Annotated in this window: 28 protein-coding genes; all 28 read right to left on the bottom strand. The window is 60.2% G+C overall.

Annotation, left to right across the window (positions count from 1 at the left end; translation table 11 throughout):
- Positions 1 to 104: 104 nt before the first annotated feature.
- A complete protein-coding gene (locus tag K1X12_RS07500; RefSeq protein WP_220986991.1) occupies positions 105 to 1,448 on the bottom strand; it encodes a metallophosphoesterase in 1,344 nt (447 codons plus the stop codon).
- A 167-nt stretch (positions 1,449 to 1,615) separates the two neighbouring features.
- Positions 1,616 to 2,038, bottom strand: a complete 423-nt coding sequence (gene rplQ, locus K1X12_RS07495) for a 50S ribosomal protein L17 (RefSeq protein ID WP_220986990.1) — start codon at positions 2,036 to 2,038, stop codon at positions 1,616 to 1,618.
- A 44-nt stretch (positions 2,039 to 2,082) separates the two neighbouring features.
- On the bottom strand, positions 2,083 to 3,102 hold the full coding sequence (locus tag K1X12_RS07490) for a DNA-directed RNA polymerase subunit alpha (protein ID WP_369426157.1): 1,020 nt from the start codon (positions 3,100 to 3,102) through the stop codon (positions 2,083 to 2,085).
- Positions 3,103 to 3,166: 64 nt separating this feature from the next.
- Entirely contained in the window at positions 3,167 to 3,556 is a 390-nt protein-coding gene (gene rpsK / locus K1X12_RS07485) for a 30S ribosomal protein S11 (RefSeq protein ID WP_011647803.1), read from the bottom strand.
- Between the two features lie 15 nt (positions 3,557 to 3,571).
- The gene (gene rpsM / locus K1X12_RS07480; RefSeq protein WP_220986988.1) at positions 3,572 to 3,940 is read right to left on the bottom strand and encodes a 30S ribosomal protein S13; all 369 of its coding nucleotides are present in this window, start codon (positions 3,938 to 3,940) and stop codon (positions 3,572 to 3,574) included.
- 150 nt (positions 3,941 to 4,090) lie between these two features.
- Positions 4,091 to 4,660, bottom strand: a complete 570-nt coding sequence (locus K1X12_RS07475; RefSeq protein ID WP_220986987.1) for an adenylate kinase — start codon at positions 4,658 to 4,660, stop codon at positions 4,091 to 4,093.
- Positions 4,657 to 6,012, bottom strand: coding sequence for a preprotein translocase subunit SecY (gene secY, locus K1X12_RS07470; RefSeq protein WP_220986986.1), 1,356 nt, complete (start codon positions 6,010 to 6,012; stop codon positions 4,657 to 4,659). Before secY ends, K1X12_RS07475 begins: the two co-directional genes overlap by 4 nt.
- A gap of 89 nt (positions 6,013 to 6,101) precedes the next feature.
- Positions 6,102 to 6,581, bottom strand: coding sequence for a 50S ribosomal protein L15 (gene rplO / locus K1X12_RS07465; protein WP_220986985.1), 480 nt, complete (start codon positions 6,579 to 6,581; stop codon positions 6,102 to 6,104).
- 48 nt (positions 6,582 to 6,629) lie between these two features.
- Positions 6,630 to 6,815, bottom strand: coding sequence for a 50S ribosomal protein L30 (gene rpmD, locus K1X12_RS07460; protein WP_220986984.1), 186 nt, complete (start codon positions 6,813 to 6,815; stop codon positions 6,630 to 6,632).
- Positions 6,816 to 6,828: 13 nt separating this feature from the next.
- Positions 6,829 to 7,431, bottom strand: coding sequence for a 30S ribosomal protein S5 (gene rpsE / locus K1X12_RS07455; RefSeq protein ID WP_220986983.1), 603 nt, complete (start codon positions 7,429 to 7,431; stop codon positions 6,829 to 6,831).
- 13 nt (positions 7,432 to 7,444) lie between these two features.
- Positions 7,445 to 7,807 carry a 50S ribosomal protein L18 gene (rplR, locus tag K1X12_RS07450; protein ID WP_220986982.1) on the bottom strand — a complete coding sequence of 121 codons (363 nt, stop codon included), beginning with the start codon at positions 7,805 to 7,807 and terminating at the stop codon, positions 7,445 to 7,447.
- Positions 7,808 to 7,811: 4 nt separating this feature from the next.
- Complete coding sequence (gene rplF / locus K1X12_RS07445) at positions 7,812 to 8,423, bottom strand: 50S ribosomal protein L6 (RefSeq protein ID WP_220986981.1); 612 nt, start codon at positions 8,421 to 8,423, stop codon at positions 7,812 to 7,814.
- 12 nt (positions 8,424 to 8,435) lie between these two features.
- A complete protein-coding gene (gene rpsH, locus K1X12_RS07440) occupies positions 8,436 to 8,831 on the bottom strand; it encodes a 30S ribosomal protein S8 (protein ID WP_220986980.1) in 396 nt (131 codons plus the stop codon).
- Between the two features lie 16 nt (positions 8,832 to 8,847).
- Positions 8,848 to 9,153: a 30S ribosomal protein S14 gene (gene rpsN / locus K1X12_RS07435; protein WP_220986979.1), complete on the bottom strand. Its 306-nt coding sequence runs from the start codon at positions 9,151 to 9,153 to the stop codon at positions 8,848 to 8,850.
- 18 nt (positions 9,154 to 9,171) lie between these two features.
- On the bottom strand, positions 9,172 to 9,726 hold the full coding sequence (gene rplE / locus K1X12_RS07430) for a 50S ribosomal protein L5 (RefSeq protein ID WP_220986978.1): 555 nt from the start codon (positions 9,724 to 9,726) through the stop codon (positions 9,172 to 9,174).
- The gene (rplX, locus tag K1X12_RS07425) at positions 9,719 to 10,036 is read right to left on the bottom strand and encodes a 50S ribosomal protein L24 (RefSeq protein ID WP_220986977.1); all 318 of its coding nucleotides are present in this window, start codon (positions 10,034 to 10,036) and stop codon (positions 9,719 to 9,721) included. Before rplX ends, rplE begins: the two co-directional genes overlap by 8 nt.
- A 2-nt stretch (positions 10,037 to 10,038) precedes the next feature.
- Complete coding sequence (rplN, locus tag K1X12_RS07420) at positions 10,039 to 10,407, bottom strand: 50S ribosomal protein L14 (protein WP_035593008.1); 369 nt, start codon at positions 10,405 to 10,407, stop codon at positions 10,039 to 10,041.
- Entirely contained in the window at positions 10,404 to 10,649 is a 246-nt protein-coding gene (gene rpsQ / locus K1X12_RS07415) for a 30S ribosomal protein S17 (protein ID WP_220986976.1), read from the bottom strand. The genes rplN and rpsQ overlap by 4 nt, the downstream gene beginning before the upstream one ends.
- An 11-nt stretch (positions 10,650 to 10,660) precedes the next feature.
- Complete coding sequence (gene rpmC, locus K1X12_RS07410; RefSeq protein WP_220986975.1) at positions 10,661 to 10,858, bottom strand: 50S ribosomal protein L29; 198 nt, start codon at positions 10,856 to 10,858, stop codon at positions 10,661 to 10,663.
- Positions 10,859 to 10,860: 2 nt separating this feature from the next.
- Positions 10,861 to 11,277: a 50S ribosomal protein L16 gene (rplP, locus tag K1X12_RS07405; RefSeq protein ID WP_220986974.1), complete on the bottom strand. Its 417-nt coding sequence runs from the start codon at positions 11,275 to 11,277 to the stop codon at positions 10,861 to 10,863.
- A gap of 3 nt (positions 11,278 to 11,280) precedes the next feature.
- Complete coding sequence (rpsC, locus tag K1X12_RS07400; RefSeq protein ID WP_220986973.1) at positions 11,281 to 12,018, bottom strand: 30S ribosomal protein S3; 738 nt, start codon at positions 12,016 to 12,018, stop codon at positions 11,281 to 11,283.
- Positions 12,018 to 12,407: a 50S ribosomal protein L22 gene (rplV, locus tag K1X12_RS07395; RefSeq protein ID WP_220986972.1), complete on the bottom strand. Its 390-nt coding sequence runs from the start codon at positions 12,405 to 12,407 to the stop codon at positions 12,018 to 12,020. The genes rpsC and rplV overlap by 1 nt, the downstream gene beginning before the upstream one ends.
- A 2-nt stretch (positions 12,408 to 12,409) precedes the next feature.
- Positions 12,410 to 12,688, bottom strand: coding sequence for a 30S ribosomal protein S19 (gene rpsS / locus K1X12_RS07390; RefSeq protein WP_220986971.1), 279 nt, complete (start codon positions 12,686 to 12,688; stop codon positions 12,410 to 12,412).
- An 18-nt stretch (positions 12,689 to 12,706) separates the two neighbouring features.
- Positions 12,707 to 13,537 carry a 50S ribosomal protein L2 gene (gene rplB / locus K1X12_RS07385; protein ID WP_220986970.1) on the bottom strand — a complete coding sequence of 277 codons (831 nt, stop codon included), beginning with the start codon at positions 13,535 to 13,537 and terminating at the stop codon, positions 12,707 to 12,709.
- 18 nt (positions 13,538 to 13,555) lie between these two features.
- Positions 13,556 to 13,855 carry a 50S ribosomal protein L23 gene (locus K1X12_RS07380; protein ID WP_220986969.1) on the bottom strand — a complete coding sequence of 100 codons (300 nt, stop codon included), beginning with the start codon at positions 13,853 to 13,855 and terminating at the stop codon, positions 13,556 to 13,558.
- Complete coding sequence (rplD, locus tag K1X12_RS07375) at positions 13,855 to 14,502, bottom strand: 50S ribosomal protein L4 (protein ID WP_220986968.1); 648 nt, start codon at positions 14,500 to 14,502, stop codon at positions 13,855 to 13,857. Before rplD ends, K1X12_RS07380 begins: the two co-directional genes overlap by 1 nt.
- Positions 14,502 to 15,260: a 50S ribosomal protein L3 gene (gene rplC / locus K1X12_RS07370; protein WP_220986967.1), complete on the bottom strand. Its 759-nt coding sequence runs from the start codon at positions 15,258 to 15,260 to the stop codon at positions 14,502 to 14,504. Before rplC ends, rplD begins: the two co-directional genes overlap by 1 nt.
- Positions 15,260 to 15,580 (bottom strand): 30S ribosomal protein S10, encoded by a 321-nt coding sequence (gene rpsJ / locus K1X12_RS07365; RefSeq protein ID WP_220986966.1) that lies wholly within the window; start codon positions 15,578 to 15,580, stop codon positions 15,260 to 15,262. Before rpsJ ends, rplC begins: the two co-directional genes overlap by 1 nt.
- Between the last annotated feature and the right edge of the window lie 239 nt (positions 15,581 to 15,819).

Below are 15,819 nucleotides of genomic sequence, written 5' to 3'. Positions count from 1 at the left end.
CGCCGTATGATTGAGCCGGATGAAACCGTCAAGCAGAAAATGAAAAGCTCCGGACAGAATTGTCCGGAGCCTGTTGATATTCATCAGAAAATATTTTGATCCGGTCAGTTCGAAATGCGTGCGGCTTCTTCAAACCGTATACGGAAATCATCCAGCTGGATGGTGTAGTCATCCGCGTCGTGGAATTCGGCGTCGGTCATTTCCGGCTGCTCGTGGCCGCGATACCAGGCGGCGTATTCGGGCAGGTCGCGGCTGAATTTCCTGTAGTGAGTCGAGTAGGTCGAGACCTTCACGCTGGGGACTTCGGCGCCCAGGTCGAACGTCATCAGGCGCAACCAGCCATCGCCGATGCCGACAGGCCAGGCAGAAACGAGGCCGGCATCCTTGGCCGTCTGGCCGCGATCCTGGAAGTCAGCAAGGATCTGCCAGACCTGATGGCCGGCGGCATTCCGGTCGACGCGCATGGATTGGCCGTGCTGGTGGCCCGACAGGACGAGGAAGATCTGGTCGTGCTGGCTGATGAACTTGTCCCAGACCATCTGGGGGGTGTTGTGCTTGTCCGGATCGGCGGCATAGCTGTCGACCACGGGGCTCGGCAGGCGCTCCCCTTTCCGGTTCTGGAAATCGTGTGTGGTGACGATCGTGGGCAGGCCCTCAAACTGATCGATGACCGAGGAGGCCCAGATGAGCGACTCGCTGGGCGGATCGAACTGAAGGCCAATATGCAGGAAGCGATAGCCGCCCGCCTCGAACACCTGCGCGCTGTCGGTCCCGCCATCATGGGAGGCAACATACCAGGGCTGATCCTTGAAGAAGGCCGATTCCGGATTGAACACCGAGCGGAAATTGTCGAGCCCGCCCGCATGCAGCATGCCGAGCGAGGAGAGATCGGCCGGATCAACCTCAGCTGGCGTCAGGGCGCGCGGCGGGAATTTCGAATCGGTCCAGGTGGCGTCGTAATCATGGTTGCCGGGCACGACGGAGAATGGCGTCTTGCCGGCGATCAGCCCGAACCCTTCCCGCGCCTTGGGCATCTCGACGCTCTTCACCTTGTCGCTGGGCGAGAGATGCGCGTCGAAGATGGGGTTGGGCACCGCCGACAGGCCGCGGGCGACGTGATCGGGATCGATCGGAAGCGTGCCATGCTGCCAGACATCACCCACATGGGTAACGAAAGCGATATCGCCGCCCTGGCTTTCGAGATTCTCCGCGATCCAGCCCATATGCTCGAGGAACAGGTCACTGGCGTCGAAAGGAAAGCCTTCGGCGGTCTGGTGGGTGTAGTCGGTGTAGTTCTGCGTGTCCGGAATGACGGCAATGGTGAAGGTCGTATCGACCTCCTGCGCGGAAACGGGCGCAACAGTTTCGACAGGCGCCGAGGCGCAGGCGCTGAGGAGGCTCAGCGCAGCCAGAATGGCTGTTGCCGGCAGGAAGTGACGGTAGTTCATGAGGCTGTCTCCGGGATTGGCCAGCAGTGGATCAGACTGCGCCTATCGCGGTTGGGTGACAGTTTTTGCGGGCCGCGCCTCCAGACAGCGGGATCATTCGCAAAACAAAACGCCCCGGCGCGAAGACCGGGGCGTTCTGAATTCCTAGGAGGATATCTGGCGGGCGATTATTCGCCAGCAGCTTCCAGCTCAGCTTCGTGACGTGCCTTGTCAGCAGCGCCTTTGGCCGATTCGTCACGGTCGACGAGTTCGAGAACGGCGATCGGCGCGTTGTCGCCGTGGCGGAAGCCAGCCTTCAGAACGCGCGTGTAGCCGCCGTTACGGTCTTTGTAGCGGTCGCCGAAAACTTCGAAGAGTTTACGGACAGCCGTTTCGTTGCGAACGGTCGAGAGAGCCTGACGGCGGGCAGCAAGGTCGCCCTTTTTGGCAAGCGTAACGAGCTTGTCCATCAGCGGGGCCATTTCCTTGGCCTTCGGCAGCGTGGTCACGATCTGCTCGTGCTCGATCAGGCTGGCGGCCATGTTGGCGAACATCGCCTTGCGGTGCGAGGTCGATTTGTTGAGCTTGCGGTGTGCAATCTGGTGGCGCATGGCGTTGTTCCTTCCGAGGTGGTCAGGCCCCGGTCATTCCTGGGCTAGATGTGATCGTCGTATTTCTTGGCGAGGCCTTCGATGTCCTCCGGCGGCCAGTCCGGCACTTCCATGCCGAGATGCAGGCCCATGCCGGCGAGGACTTCCTTGATCTCGTTGAGAGACTTACGGCCGAAGTTCGGCGTGCGGAGCATTTCCGCCTCGGACTTCTGGATAAGGTCGCCAATGTAAACGATGTTGTCGTTCTTGAGGCAGTTTGCCGAGCGGACAGACAGCTCGAGCTCGTCCACCTTCTTGAGCAGGACCGGGTTGAAGCCCAGATCCGTTTCGTCGGCAGAGCCGCCAGTCTCGAGGGTGGGTTCTTCGAAGTTGATGAACAGCTGGAGCTGGTCCTGAAGGATGCGCGCGGCATAGGCCACAGCATCTTCCGGCGACAGCGAACCATCGGTTTCAACGTCGAGGGTCAGTTTGTCGTAATCGAGGACGGTGCCTTCACGGGTGTCTTCGACCTGATAGCCAACGCGGCGAACCGGCGAGTAGATCGCGTCGATCGGGATGTAGCCGATCGGAGCGTCTTCCGGACGGTGGCCTTCAGCAGCGACATAGCCTTTGCCGGTCGCCACAGTGAATTCCATGCGGACTTCCGAACCGCCGTCCAGCGTGCAGAGCACGAGGTCCGGGTTCAGGATCTTCACATCGCCGGGCGTTTCGATCTGGCCAGCTTTGACTTCGCCGGGGCCCTTCGCACGGAGAACCATGCGCTTGGGCGTGTCGGATTCCATGAAGATCGCAACCTGCTTGAGGTTCAGAACGATCGTCGTGACATCTTCACGCACGCCGGGGATGGCGGAGAATTCATGGACGACGCCGTCAATCTGGACGCCGATGATGGCAGCGCCTTGCAGCGAAGACAGAAGCACGCGGCGCAGAGCGTTGCCGAGCGTCGTGCCGTAGCCACGCTCAAGCGGCTCGACCACGAGCTTTGCTTTGCGCTTCGCGTCGTATCCGGCCTGCACGACAGGACGGTTCGGACGGATCAGCACTTTCCAGTTGCGGTCATTCACAGTGGTCATTCAGGGTTCCTCGAAAAAGGACAGCAGCGCCAGAGGCGCTGCCGGAGAGTATTCGTCAGACGCGGCGACGTTTCGGCGGACGGCACCCGTTGTGCGGGATCGGCGTCGTGTCGTTGATTGCCGTCACGGTCAGACCAGCAGCCTGGAGCGCGCGCAGCGCACTCTCACGGCCCGAACCCGGACCGCGCACGCGGACTTCAACAGTCTGAAGGCCATGCTCTTTCGCTTTTTTAGCAGCGTCTTCAGCAGCCATCTGAGCAGCATAAGGCGTCGACTTACGCGAGCCTTTGAAGTTCATCACGCCCGAGGACGACCAAGAGATGGTGTTGCCCTGTGCGTCGGTGATGGTGACCATCGTGTTGTTGAAGCTCGAGTTCACGTGAACAATACCAGAGGTAATGTTCTTGCGTTCCCGGCGGCGGATACGAGTAGCTTCGCGGGCCATGGGGCGTCAGTCCTATTATTTCTTCTTGCCGGCGATCGGCTTCGCGGGGCCCTTGCGGGTACGCGCGTTGGTGTGGGTACGCTGACCGCGCACCGGGAGTTTCTTGCGGTGACGCAGGCCACGATAGCAGCCAAGGTCCATCAGACGCTTGATGTTCATCGAGACTTCACGGCGCAGGTCACCCTCGACGAGGTAGCCGGCATCGATGGTTTCGCGAATCTTGATAACCTCAGCGTCCGTGAGCTGGTTCACGCGACGCGCCGGTTCAACACCAACCTTCTCGCAAATTTCCTTGGAGAAGGCCGGGCCGATCCCGTGAATGTAACGCAGCGCGATTTCCACGCGCTTGTTGGTCGGAATGTTTACGCCTGCAATACGGGCCAAAGCCGTTTCTCCTCAAGCGGGTGTCCAAACATGAAATGCGCGCCAAGCGGGACTATCACGCCCGTCGCGCGCACCGGCGGTTAAGCCTGAAGCTAAGTTTCGAGGCTTATAACCTCGGTTTTTTCCCCGTCAACAGCAGAACTGCGCCGTTCACGCGGATTGTTTCAGGGCCGCATCGATTTCTGCGGACACAGAGTCAATCGTGCCCATTCCATCGATTTCGACCAGCACGCCGCGTTCCGCATAAAGCGGGACCAGCGGCGCCGTATCCTCATAATAACGCTCCAGACGGCGCGAGAAGGTTGCCGGATTGTCGTCCGCCCTTCCCTGCTCTTCAAAGCGCTTGGTGACACGTTCGAGCAGTTTTGAGTCGTCAACGATCATACGAATGACCAGTTCGACCTTTGAACCACGCGATTCCAGAAGGCGGTCCAGCGCTTCGGCCTGGCCGATGGTGCGCGGGAAACCGTCAAAAATAAAGCCTGGCGCACCGGCGTGCGCCGTGAGCTGTTCATCAATCAGGGCAATCACGATCTCATCGGAGACAAGACCGCCTTCATCCATGATCTTTGCAACACGTTGGCCCAGATCGGACCCGGAGGCCCGGGCCGCCCGGAGCATATCACCCGTTGAAAGCTGCACAAAGCCGCGCTGCTCTACGAGACGCTTTGCCTGGGTGCCTTTGCCCGCCGCCGGCGGACCAAACAAAATCAAATTCACTTCCTCTTGCCCCCAAGTTTCGACTTCTTGATCATGCCCTCATACTGGTGGGCGATCAGGTGCGACTGGATCTGGGTGACAGTATCCATCGTCACCGAAACAACAATGAGCAGAGACGTACCCCCGATGTAAAATGGAATCGCAGGGAAATATCGCCGCAGGAGCTCCGGCAGGATACAAATGAAGACGAGGTAGAGCGAGCCAATGACCGTCAGGCGCGACAGAACATAGTCGATATAGGCCGCCGTATTGGAGCCGGGACGGATGCCCGGAATGAAACCACCATACTTGCGCAGATTGTCCGCCGTTTCCTGCGGATTGAACATGATCGACGTGTAGAAGAACGCGAAGAAGATCACGAGCGCGGCGTAAGTGATGATGTAGGTCCATGAGCCGGGCGCGAAATGCGTGGCCAGCCAGCCGAGAATGCCGGTGAGCCCGCTTGATTCGGCATCTGCCGCATTGCCACCCAGGAAGCCCACAGCCGTCATCGGCAGCATCAGCAGCGCCGTTGCGAAGATCGGCGGGATAACGCCAGCCGTGTTGATCTTCAGCGGCAGGAAGCTGCGCTGGCCCTGAGCGAAGCCCTGAGACTGCTGGCGCTTGGGATAATGGATAATCAGGCGCCGCTGCGAGCGCTCGATGAAGACGATGAAGACAACGAGCGCGATCACCATGACGGCAATCGCCAGAACGAAGCCGATGTCCACGGAGGTGGTACGTGCCTGGGCAACCAGGTTGAAGATCGCGCGCGGCAGCTCGGCTACGATACCCGCGAAGATGATCAGCGAAATACCGTTGCCAATACCGCGGGCAGTGATCTGCTCACCCATCCACATCAGCAGCATCGTGCCGCCCGTCAGCGTCACAACGCCGGTCAGGATGAAGAACCAGGACGCGATGCCCTCAAGGCGCACAGCGACCAGGCCAGCGGAAATGCCGAACGCCTGGATCAGCGCGAAGCCGAGGGTCAGATAACGGGTATACTGGTTGATCTGCTTGCGGCCCGCCTCCCCTTCTTTCTTGAGCTTCTCAAGCGAAGGCGAAACAGACGTCATCATCTGAATGATGATCGACGCTGTAATGTAGGGCATCACGTTCAGAGCGAAGATGCCCATCCGCTCGACCGCGCCGCCGGCAAACAGGTTCATGGAACCGAGAATACCGCTCGACTGGCTCTGGAAGAACTGTGCGTACTGTTCCGGATCGAGGCCGGGCAGCGGGATGAAAGTCCCCAGACGGTAAAGAACCAGAATACCGAGCGTGAAAAGGATCCGCGCCTGGAGGTCTTTTGCTTTCGCAAAGGTCGCAAAATTGAGATTGCGAGCCATTTGTTCCGCAGCATTCGCCATCGGCCGCACGAGCCTCCCTGAAAAGCGTTCGCCGCCAAGATCGGCGGCGACACAGGATTTGTGAAGAGGGGTTGAGCAAGAACCCCCTATTATTCCTCAGCTGCGTCTTTCGCAGGGCCGGTTACGGTGACCGAGCCGCCAGCTTTCTCGACGGCCTCGATGGCGCCTTTCGAGGCACCGGTGACCGTGATTTTCAGCTTCTTAGGTGCGTCGCCTTTTGCCAGCAGGCGGATGCCGTCGCGTGCGTTGCGAACAACGCCGGAAGCGACCAGGGACTCTTCAGTGACGTTGGATGCGTCGAGCTGGCCAGCTTCGATCGCCTTGCCGATGCGGCCAAGGTTGACCCAGGCATAGGTCTTCGCGCCGGGGGCTTTGAAGCCGCGCTTCGGAAGACGCATGTAGATCGGCATCTGGCCGCCCTCGAAGCCGTTCACGGCAACGCCCGAACGCGCCTTCTGGCCCTTCACGCCGCGACCGGCCGTCTTGCCCTTGCCCGAACCAACGCCGCGGCCAACGCGCATGCGCTTCTTATTCGAGCCATCGGCGGGGGAAAGTTCATTGAGTTTCATGGCGGGTAACTTTCAAAAATGCGTAGGAAACGGCCAGCGGCGAATGGCTTACTCGCCGACCACTTCCACGAGATGGGATACCTTGCGGATCATGCCGCGCACGGCCGGAGTATCTTCCAGCTCGCGCGTACGGCCGATCTTGTTCAGGCCAAGACCCACGAGGGTCTGGCGCTGATCAGGCTTACGAGCGATCGGGCTGCCGATCTGACGGAGGGTAACAGTCTTCTTGGACATGAGAGAGCTCCTGTCAGTTCACCGAGTCGGCCATGCCGGCTTCGGAAGCACCATCGGCGCGGCGGCCGACAATGTCCTGGACCTTGAGGCCGCGCTTGGACGCAACCGTACGCGGGTTGGCCTGCGATTTCAAAGCATCGAACGTGGCGCGAACCATGTTGTAGGGGTTCGACGAACCGAGCGACTTGCCGACAACGTCCTGGACGCCGAGCACTTCCATGACAGCGCGCATCGGACCGCCGGCGATCACGCCGGTACCCGGAGGGGCTGCGCGGAGCACGACCTTGCCAGCGCCGTGGCGGCCGTTGCCGTCATGGTGCAGCGTGCGGCCTTCGCGAAGCGGAACGCGGATCATGTTGCGCTTGGCTTCTTCGGTCGCCTTGCGGATGGCTTCCGGAACCTCACGGGCCTTGCCTTTGCCGAAGCCGGCACGGCCCTTCTGGTCGCCGACAACCACGAGGGCTGCGAAACCGAAGTTCTTGCCGCCCTTCACGGTTTTTGCGACGCGGTTGATACCAACCAGCTTGTCGACGAGTTCGGAGACTTCCTCCTCGCGATCGCGCGGTTGCTCGCGATCACGACGGCGGCCTCTTTTCTCACCTCTTTCCTCAGCCATCAGGCAGACTCCTTCAGAATTTCAGGCCGCCCTCGCGGGCAGCATCTGCCAGGGCTTTCACCCGGCCGTGGAACATGTAACCGCCGCGATCAAAGACGACGTCTTCGACGCCGGCCTTCTTTGCGCGTTCGGCAATTGCCTTACCGACCAGGGCTGCCGCTTCGATGTTGCCACCGGTTTTGACGCTGCCCAGAACGTCTTTCTCGAGCGTCGAAGCCGAGGCGAGCGTGATGCCCTTCTCGTCGTCGATGATCTGCACCGAGATGTTCTTGTGGCTGCGCGTAACCGAAAGGCGCGGACGACCCTCGGCGACCCGGCGGAGCTTGGTGCGGACGCGCTGAGCGCGGCGCTGCATCTTATCGCGTGAAGTCATCATGGTCTTACTTCTTCTTGCCTTCCTTGCGGCGGACGTATTCGCCCTGCAGGCGGATACCCTTGCCTTTATACGGCTCCGGCGGACGGAACTTCTTGATCTCGGCAGCCACCTGACCAACGGTCTGTTTGTCAGCGCCGGAGATCACGATCTCGGTCGGCTTCGGAGCTTCGATCTTGATGCCTTGCGGCGCCTTATAGACCACATCGTGCGAATAGCCGAGCGCCAGCTTGAGGTCGACGCCTTGCATCTGCGCGCGGTAACCAACGCCGACGAGTTCAAGCGTCTTCGAGTACCCCTTGGTGACGCCTTCAACCATGTTGGAAGCGCGGGCACGTGCGGTGCCCCACTGGGTACGAGCGTCCGGTGACAGCGACTGAGCCAGCGTCGGCGGGCGCTTACCCTTTGCCTTGGCCGCTTCGATCGTGTCGTTAGCTGCCTGCATGAGGTCAGCGCGCGGAGCAACCGTGAGCTCGTTGTTCTCGAACTTCGGCGTGATGACTTCCGGGAGAACGAGCTCAAGCTCGCCCTTCGGGCCTTTTGCCTTGATCGTCTGACCGGTGACGGTGACAGAAGCACCGGCCGGTACGGAGATCGCAAGCTTACCAATACGGGACATGGAACCTGCCTCCTAGAATACGCGGCAAAGCACTTCGCCGCCGACATTCTTGGCGCGCGCAGCGTTGTCCGACATCACACCCTGCGAAGTCGACAGGATGGAGATACCAAGACCGTTGCGAACGAGCGGAATATCCGACACGGACGAATAGACACGACGGCCAGGCTTCGAGACACGTTTGATCTCGGAGATGACCGGTTGGCCTTCATAATATTTGAGTTCGATTTCGAGGGTCTTGTGACCGTTCTTTTCGATCTCGGCGTAACCGCGGATGTAACCCTCGTCCGTAAGCACGTCGAGGACGCGCGCGCGCAGCTTCGATGCCGGCGACATGACTTTCGACATGCCGCGCATCTGCGCGTTACGGATCCGGGTGAGCATATCGCCGAGGGGATCGGAAATGTTCATCTGCTTCCCTCCTCTCTTACCAGCTGGACTTCACAAGGCCGGGGATCTGACCGCGCGAGCCAAGCTCACGCAGCGCGATACGCGACATTTTCAATTTGCGATAAAACGCGCGCGGGCGGCCCGTCACTTCGCAGCGGTTGCGCACGCGGCCAGGGGCCGAATTGCGCGGCAGCTCGGCGAGCTTCATGCGAGCCTTGAAGCGCTCTTCGAGCGACAGATTTTCATCCATCGCCGCTGCTTTCAGCTTCGCGCGCTTCGCGGCAAAGCGGTTGGCCAGAGCCTTCCGCCTGTTGTTTTTCTCGATTGCGCTCTTCTTTGCCATATTAGCAGTCTCCTGGCGCTAGTTACGGAACGGGAAGCCGCACTCAGCGAGGAGTGCTTTAGCTTCTTCGTTCGTCTCCGCGGTGGTGCAGACGATGATGTCCATGCCCCGCACCTCTTCCACGTCGTCGTAATTGATCTCCGGGAACACGATGTGTTCCTTGATGCCCATGGCGTAGTTGCCACGGCCGTCAAAGCTCTTGCCGTTCAGACCGCGGAAGTCCTTCACGCGCGGCAGCGCGATCGTGGTCAGGCGGTCGAGGAATTCGTACATCTGGTCGCGGCGAAGGGTAACCTTTGCACCGATCAGCATACCTTCACGGACTTTAAAGCCAGCGATCGACTTGCGGGCCTTCGTAGCCACCGGCTTCTGACCGGCGATCTTTTCGAGCTCAGCCAGGGCCGCTTTGATCTTCTTGGAGTCGTTGACGGCTTCGCCCACGCCCATGTTGATCACGACCTTGTCGAGCTTCGGAACCTTCATCGGGTTCGAATAGTTGAACTGCTCCTGCAGTTTTTCCCGGATCTGTTCCCGGTACTTCCGCTTGAGGCGGGGTTCATATGTCTCAGACATCGATCGATTCCCCTGAGCGTTTCGCAAAGCGCGTCTTCCGGCCATGCTGGTCAATCTTGAAACCAACGCGGACAGCCTTGCCGTCGCGCGGATCGGCGAGCGCCACGTTGGACACGTGAACCGGCGATTCGAACGACTTGAGGCCACCCGGATCCATCTGGGTCGGCTTCTGGTGGCGCTTCACGACGTTAACGCCGCGAACCACAACACGGTTCTCTTCCGGCAGCACTTTCAGGACTTCGCCCTTGGTGCCTTTGTCCTTGCCGGCGATGACGATGACAGTGTCACCTTTTTTGATCTTCGCGGCCATGATTACAGGACCTCCGGCGCCATGTTGGCGATCTTCACCTGGTTCTTGCCACGCAGTTCACGCGGAACCGGGCCAAAGACGCGGGTGCCAATCGGCTCACCATTGTTGTTGATCAGAACGGCAGCGTTCGAGTCGAAACGGATCGTGGAGCCATCCGGACGGTTGATGTCCTTGGCAACGCGAACGACGACAGCCTTGCGGACGTCACCTTTCTTCACGCGGCCCGTGGGGATCGCTTCCTTGATCGAGACGACAATCACGTCGCCCACCGAGGCGTAACGGCGGCCAGCGCCGCCGAGCACCTTGATGCACATCACGCGGCGTGCGCCCGAGTTATCGGCGACCCGCAGGTGGGTTTGCATCTGGATCATGCGTCGCTCCCTTCATCGGTCACGAGTTCCCAGCGCTTCAGCTTCGACTTGGGCGCGCACTCGCGAATGGAAACAGTCTGACCCTCGACAGCAGCGTTGTTCTCGTCGTGGGCGTGATACTTGTTCGACTTCCGGACGATCTTCTTCAGCATCGGGTGCGTGAAGGTACGCTCGACTCGGACAATGGCGGTCTTGTCCTGCTTAGCGGAGACAACGACGCCTTTCATAATACGTTTGGGCATGCTCGGTCTCCTTACTTGCCTGCCTGGGCCTTCTCGCGCAGGATCGTTTTGATCCGAGCGATGTCACGACGAACCTCGGTAACGCGGCCCGTCTTTTCCAGCTGGCCCGTGGCTGCCTGGAAGCGCAGGTTGAACTGTTCTTTCTTGAGCTTCAGCAGCTCGTCCTTGAGCTGATCTTCGCTCTTCGATCTCACATCGGCGGCTTTCATGATCAGATCCCCTCGATACGCTTGACGACTTTGGTCTTGATCGGGAGCTTCGCAGCGCCGAGGGCGAGAGCCTGGCGAGCGACTTCTTCCGGGACACCGTCGATTTCGAACAGGATACGGCCAGGAGCAACACGCGTGACCCAACGGTCAACGCCGCCCTTACCCTTACCCATACGGACTTCGATAGGCTTCGCGGTAACCGGAACATCCGGGAACACGCGGATCCAGACCTTGCCCTGACGCTTCATCTCACGAGTGATCGCGCGGCGGGTTGCCTCGATCTGACGTGCGGTGACGCGCTCGGGCTCAAGAGCCTTGAGGCCGAATTGGCCAAAAGCCAGCGTGAAGCCGCCTTTCGACTGACCGTTGATGGAGCCTTTAAAGGCCTTACGGAACTTGGTGCGTTTCGGTTGCAGCATCGATTATGCTCCTGCCGCCTGGGCGCCGGAAGCCGGGCCGCGCTGGTTGGCATTTGCTCGGGCGCGCGACTGGCCGGAGGTCTCAAGGCGCTTGTCCTGAGCCATCGGATCGTGCTCGAGGATTTCACCTTTGTAGACCCACACCTTCACGCCGATGATGCCGTAGGTGGTTTCTGCTTCTGCCGTGCCGTAGTCAATGTCGGCGCGCAGCGTGTGCAGCGGAACCGAACCTTCGGCGTACTTCTCAGTGCGGGCGATCTCTGCGCCGCCGAGACGGCCGGAGACGACAACCTTCACACCCTCAGCGCCGAGACGCATGGCGGACTGGATCGAACGCTTCATGGCACGGCGGAACGAGGCGCGGCGCTCAAGCTGACGAGCGATGTCGTCGGCGATCAGCGTGGCGTCGATTTCCGGCTTGCGGATTTCAACGAGGTTCACGCGGACTTCGTCCGAGGTCATCTTCGCGAGCTCTTTACGGAGCACTTCGATGTCCCCGCCCTTCTTGCCGATCACGAGACCCGGACGTGCCGTGTGGATCGTGATGAGGCATTTCTTGTGCGGGCGCTCGATGATGATCTTCGAGATGCCGGCCTGCTTCAGCTTTTCGCGGATCGCTTTACGGATCGCGAGGTCTTCGTGAAGAAGACGGCCGTAGTCAGCACTGTCAGCGTACCAACGGCTGTCCGAGGTACGGTTGATGCCGAGGCGCAGGCCAATCGGATTAACTTTCTGACCCATTATGCGGCCTCCGCAGTCTGGCTGGTGTCACGCAGGACAATAGTAAGTTGCGAGAACGGCTTCATGATGCGGGCAGCGCGGCCGCGGGCGCGGGCACGAATGCGCTTCATGACGAGGTTCTTACCGACATGGGCTTCAGCAACGACCAGGCTGTCGATGTCGAGACCATGGTTGTTCTCGGCGTTCGCAACGGCGCTCTGCAGCAGCTTGTAGACGTCCTTCGCAGGGCGCTTCGGCGAGAACTTCATCTCATTGAGCGCGCGCTGGATCGGCAGACCACGGATCTGCTGAGCCAGAAGGTTCAGCTTCTGCGGGCTGGAGCGGTACATGCGGAGCACCGCGCGCGACTCGTTAGCCGCCTGCTTCGGAGGATTCTTGGCCTTTGCCATGATTATTTCCTCTTCGCTTTCTTGTCGGCACCGTGACCGTAATAGGTACGGGTCGGCGCGAACTCACCGAACTTGTGACCGACCATCTCCTCGGTCACCGAGACCGGGATGAACTTGTTGCCATTGTGAACCTGAAAGTTGAGGCCAACAAATTGAGGCAGGATCGTCGAACGGCGCGACCAGGTCTTGATCACGGCGCGTTTTTCCGACGCACGGGCCTCTTCAGCCTTCTTCAGGAGGTAGCCGTCGACAAACGGGCCTTTCCAGACAGAACGGGACATGTCTCTCGGGCTCCCTGATTAGCGTTTTGCGTTACGGCGACGGATGATGAGACGATCCGTTGCCTTGTTGTTACGGGTCTTCGGACCGCGGGTCTTTTTACCCCACGGCGTAACCGGGTGACGGCCACCGGAGGACTTGCCCTCACCACCACCGTGCGGGTGGTCGACGGGGTTCATGACGACACCGCGAACCGTCGGGCGCTTGCCCAGGTGGCGGTTACGGCCAGCCTTGGAGCTGACTTCGTTCATTTTGTCCGGGTTCGACACGGCGCCGATCGTTGCCAGGCAGCTGTCGAGCACCATGCGGAGCTCGCCCGAAGCCAGTTTGATCTGAGCGTAACCGGAGTCGCGGCCAACGAGCTGAGCGTAGGTGCCGGCGGAGCGGACCATCTGCGCGCCCTTCTGGGGCTTCAGCTCGATGTTGTGAATGATCGTACCGACCGGGATAGCCTTCAGCGGCAGCACGTTGCCCGGCTTGATGTCAGCCGTAGCGGAGGTGATGACCGTGTCCCCTACTTCAAGGCGCTGCGGCGCGATGATGTAGGACAGCTCGCCGTCTTCGTACTTGATCAGCGCAATGAAGGCCGTGCGGTTGGGATCGTATTCCAGACGCTCGACGGTCGCCGGGATGTCCCAACGGTTCCGCTTGAAGTCCACTTTACGATAAAGGCGCTTCGCGCCGCCGCCCTGGTGGCGAACAGTAACGCGGCCCTGGTTGTTGCGGCCACCCTTGGACGAAACGCCCTCGGTCAGCGCCTTAACCGGCTTGCCTTTGTGGAGACCCGTACGGTCCACCAGCACGAGCTGGCGGCGGCCGGGAGAGGTCGGGTTGAATGTCTTAAGTGCCATTAGCTTCGTCCTTCTCCCTTACAGGCCCGTCGAGATGTCGACCGACTGGCCTTCAGCAAGCGTAACGATCGCTTTCTTCACGTCGGAGCGGCGGCCCTCGAAGCCACGGAAGCGTTTCGTCTTGCCCTTCTGGGTCAGGGTGTTGACCTTCGTGACGCTCACTTTGAACAGGGCTTCGACAGCCTCCTTGATCGCTTTCTTGTCGGCGCCAGGAGCAACCTCGAAGACGATCTTGTTCTGCTCAGCGACGAGCGTCGATTTCTCAGTGATCAGCGGGCGGCGGATCACGTCGTAGTGATGCGGCTTAACCTCGGCCATTATTCAGCCTCCGGAGCAGTGGCGCCTTCGAAGCGGGCTTTGATGCCCTCAGCGGCTTCCTTGGTGATGACCAGGGTGCGGCGACGCAAAATGTCATAAACGTTCAGGCCAGCAACCGGCAGCACGTCGATGTTCGGGATGTTCCGCGCGGCGCGAGCGAAGTTCTCGTTGACCTCGGCGCCCGAGATGATCAGGGCGTTCTCGATGCCAAGGCCTTTGAAAGCCTGGACGAGTTCCTTGGTCTTCGGTGCCGTCAGCTCCGCCTTGTCGAGAACGACGATGGAGCTTTCTTTCACTTTCGACGACAGGGCATGCGCCAGAGCCATCTTGCGGATCTTTTTCGGCAGGTCGTGCGCATGGCTGCGAACGCGCGGGCCGTGAGCAACACCACCACCGACGAAGATCGGGGCGTTGCGCGAACCGTGACGAGCGCCGCCCGAACCTTTTTGGCGGATCGACTTCTTGGTCGTCCGGCTCACTTCAGAGCGCGACTTCGCCTTGTGCGTACCGGCCTGACGGCGAGCGAGCTGCCAGCGCACGGTGCGCTGCAGGATATCGCCGCGGATTTCGTCAATGCCGAAAATCGCGTCGTCCAGCTCGATCTTGCCAGCTGCGTCGCCAGCGAGGGTTTTAACTGAGAGTTCCATTAGCCTTCACCCCCGGCGGAGAGCTTTTCCACAGCCTTGAAGGAACCAGCGGCAGGCGCATCGGCCGGCAGCTTCTTCTTCACAGCGTCACGGATTTCAACGAATGTCCCGTCATGGCCCGGAACCGAGCCCTTCACGAGGATAAGGCCGCGCTCAACGTCCGTGCGAACGACTTCCAGATTCTGGGTCGTGACACGCTCGACACCGAGGTGACCAGCCATTTTCTTGTTCTTGAACACGCGGCCCGGATCCTGGTTCATACCAGTCGAACCGTGCGAACGGTGAGAGATAGAAACACCGTGCGAAGCGCGCAGACCACCGAAGTTCCAGCGCTTCATAGCACCGGCAAAACCTTTACCGGTGGAGAGCGCCGCAACATCGACCAGCTGACCTTCGACGAAGTGGTCTGCGAGCACAGTCGCACCAACTTCCGGCAGGTCGCCGCTGACGCGGAATTCTTTCAGCTTCGCCTTGGGCGCAACACCGGCTTTCGCGAACTGACCGCGCAGAGCCTTGGTGGTGTTCTTGGCCTTCTTTTCGCCAGCGCCCATGATGACAGCTTTGTAGCCATCGGTACGGGTCACCTGACCGCCCTTCTTGGTGGTAACCGAACGCTCTTCTTCAGAACGAACGCCAACAACCTGGCAGCCATCGAGCGACAGAACCGTGACGGGCACGTGGCGGCCATCAGCAGCAAAGATACGGGTCATGCCGACTTTGCGGGCGAGAACGCCAGTACGAGCAGCAGGAAGAGTCATTATCGGCCTCCCTCGAGCTTGATCTCAATACCAACACCGGAAGACAGGTCGAGCTTCATGAGCGCGTCCACGGTCTGCGGGGTCGGATCGACGATGTCGAGAATGCGAGTGTGCGTACGGATTTCGAACTGCTCACGCGACTTCTTGTCGATGTGGGGCGACCGGTTCACCGTGAAGCGCTCGATACGGGTCGGCAGCGGGACCGGGCCACGGACTTCAGCGCCGGTGCGCTTCGCCGTATTCACGATTTCCTTCGCCGACATGTCGAGCGCGCGGTGATCAAAGGCCTTCAGCCTGATCCGGATATTTTGTCGTTCCATCGTTTGGTCCGTCCGCGCAAAAACACTTTGACCCAAGGCGCGATGGCTCGTCAGCATCGAGCGCCTGGGCGGCTGTGTAGATTAATTGTCAGTTTCGAGGGAGCGTTCGCTGTTAAAGAAGCGCAGCCATCCCGGCGAAGTGCGGCTTCTATGCCAGAGAATCGGGTGCGTCAACAGGTGGATTAAAGGAATCTGCAGGCGAACCGGGCTATTTCGCCCTACCCCGGCATACGAGACCG

The organism is Hyphomonas sediminis, assembly GCF_019679475.1.
Lineage (GTDB): Bacteria > Pseudomonadota > Alphaproteobacteria > Caulobacterales > Hyphomonadaceae > Hyphomonas > Hyphomonas sediminis.
Note: the sequence above shows the minus strand (reverse complement) of the source record. Positions and strands in the feature narration are given on the sequence as shown.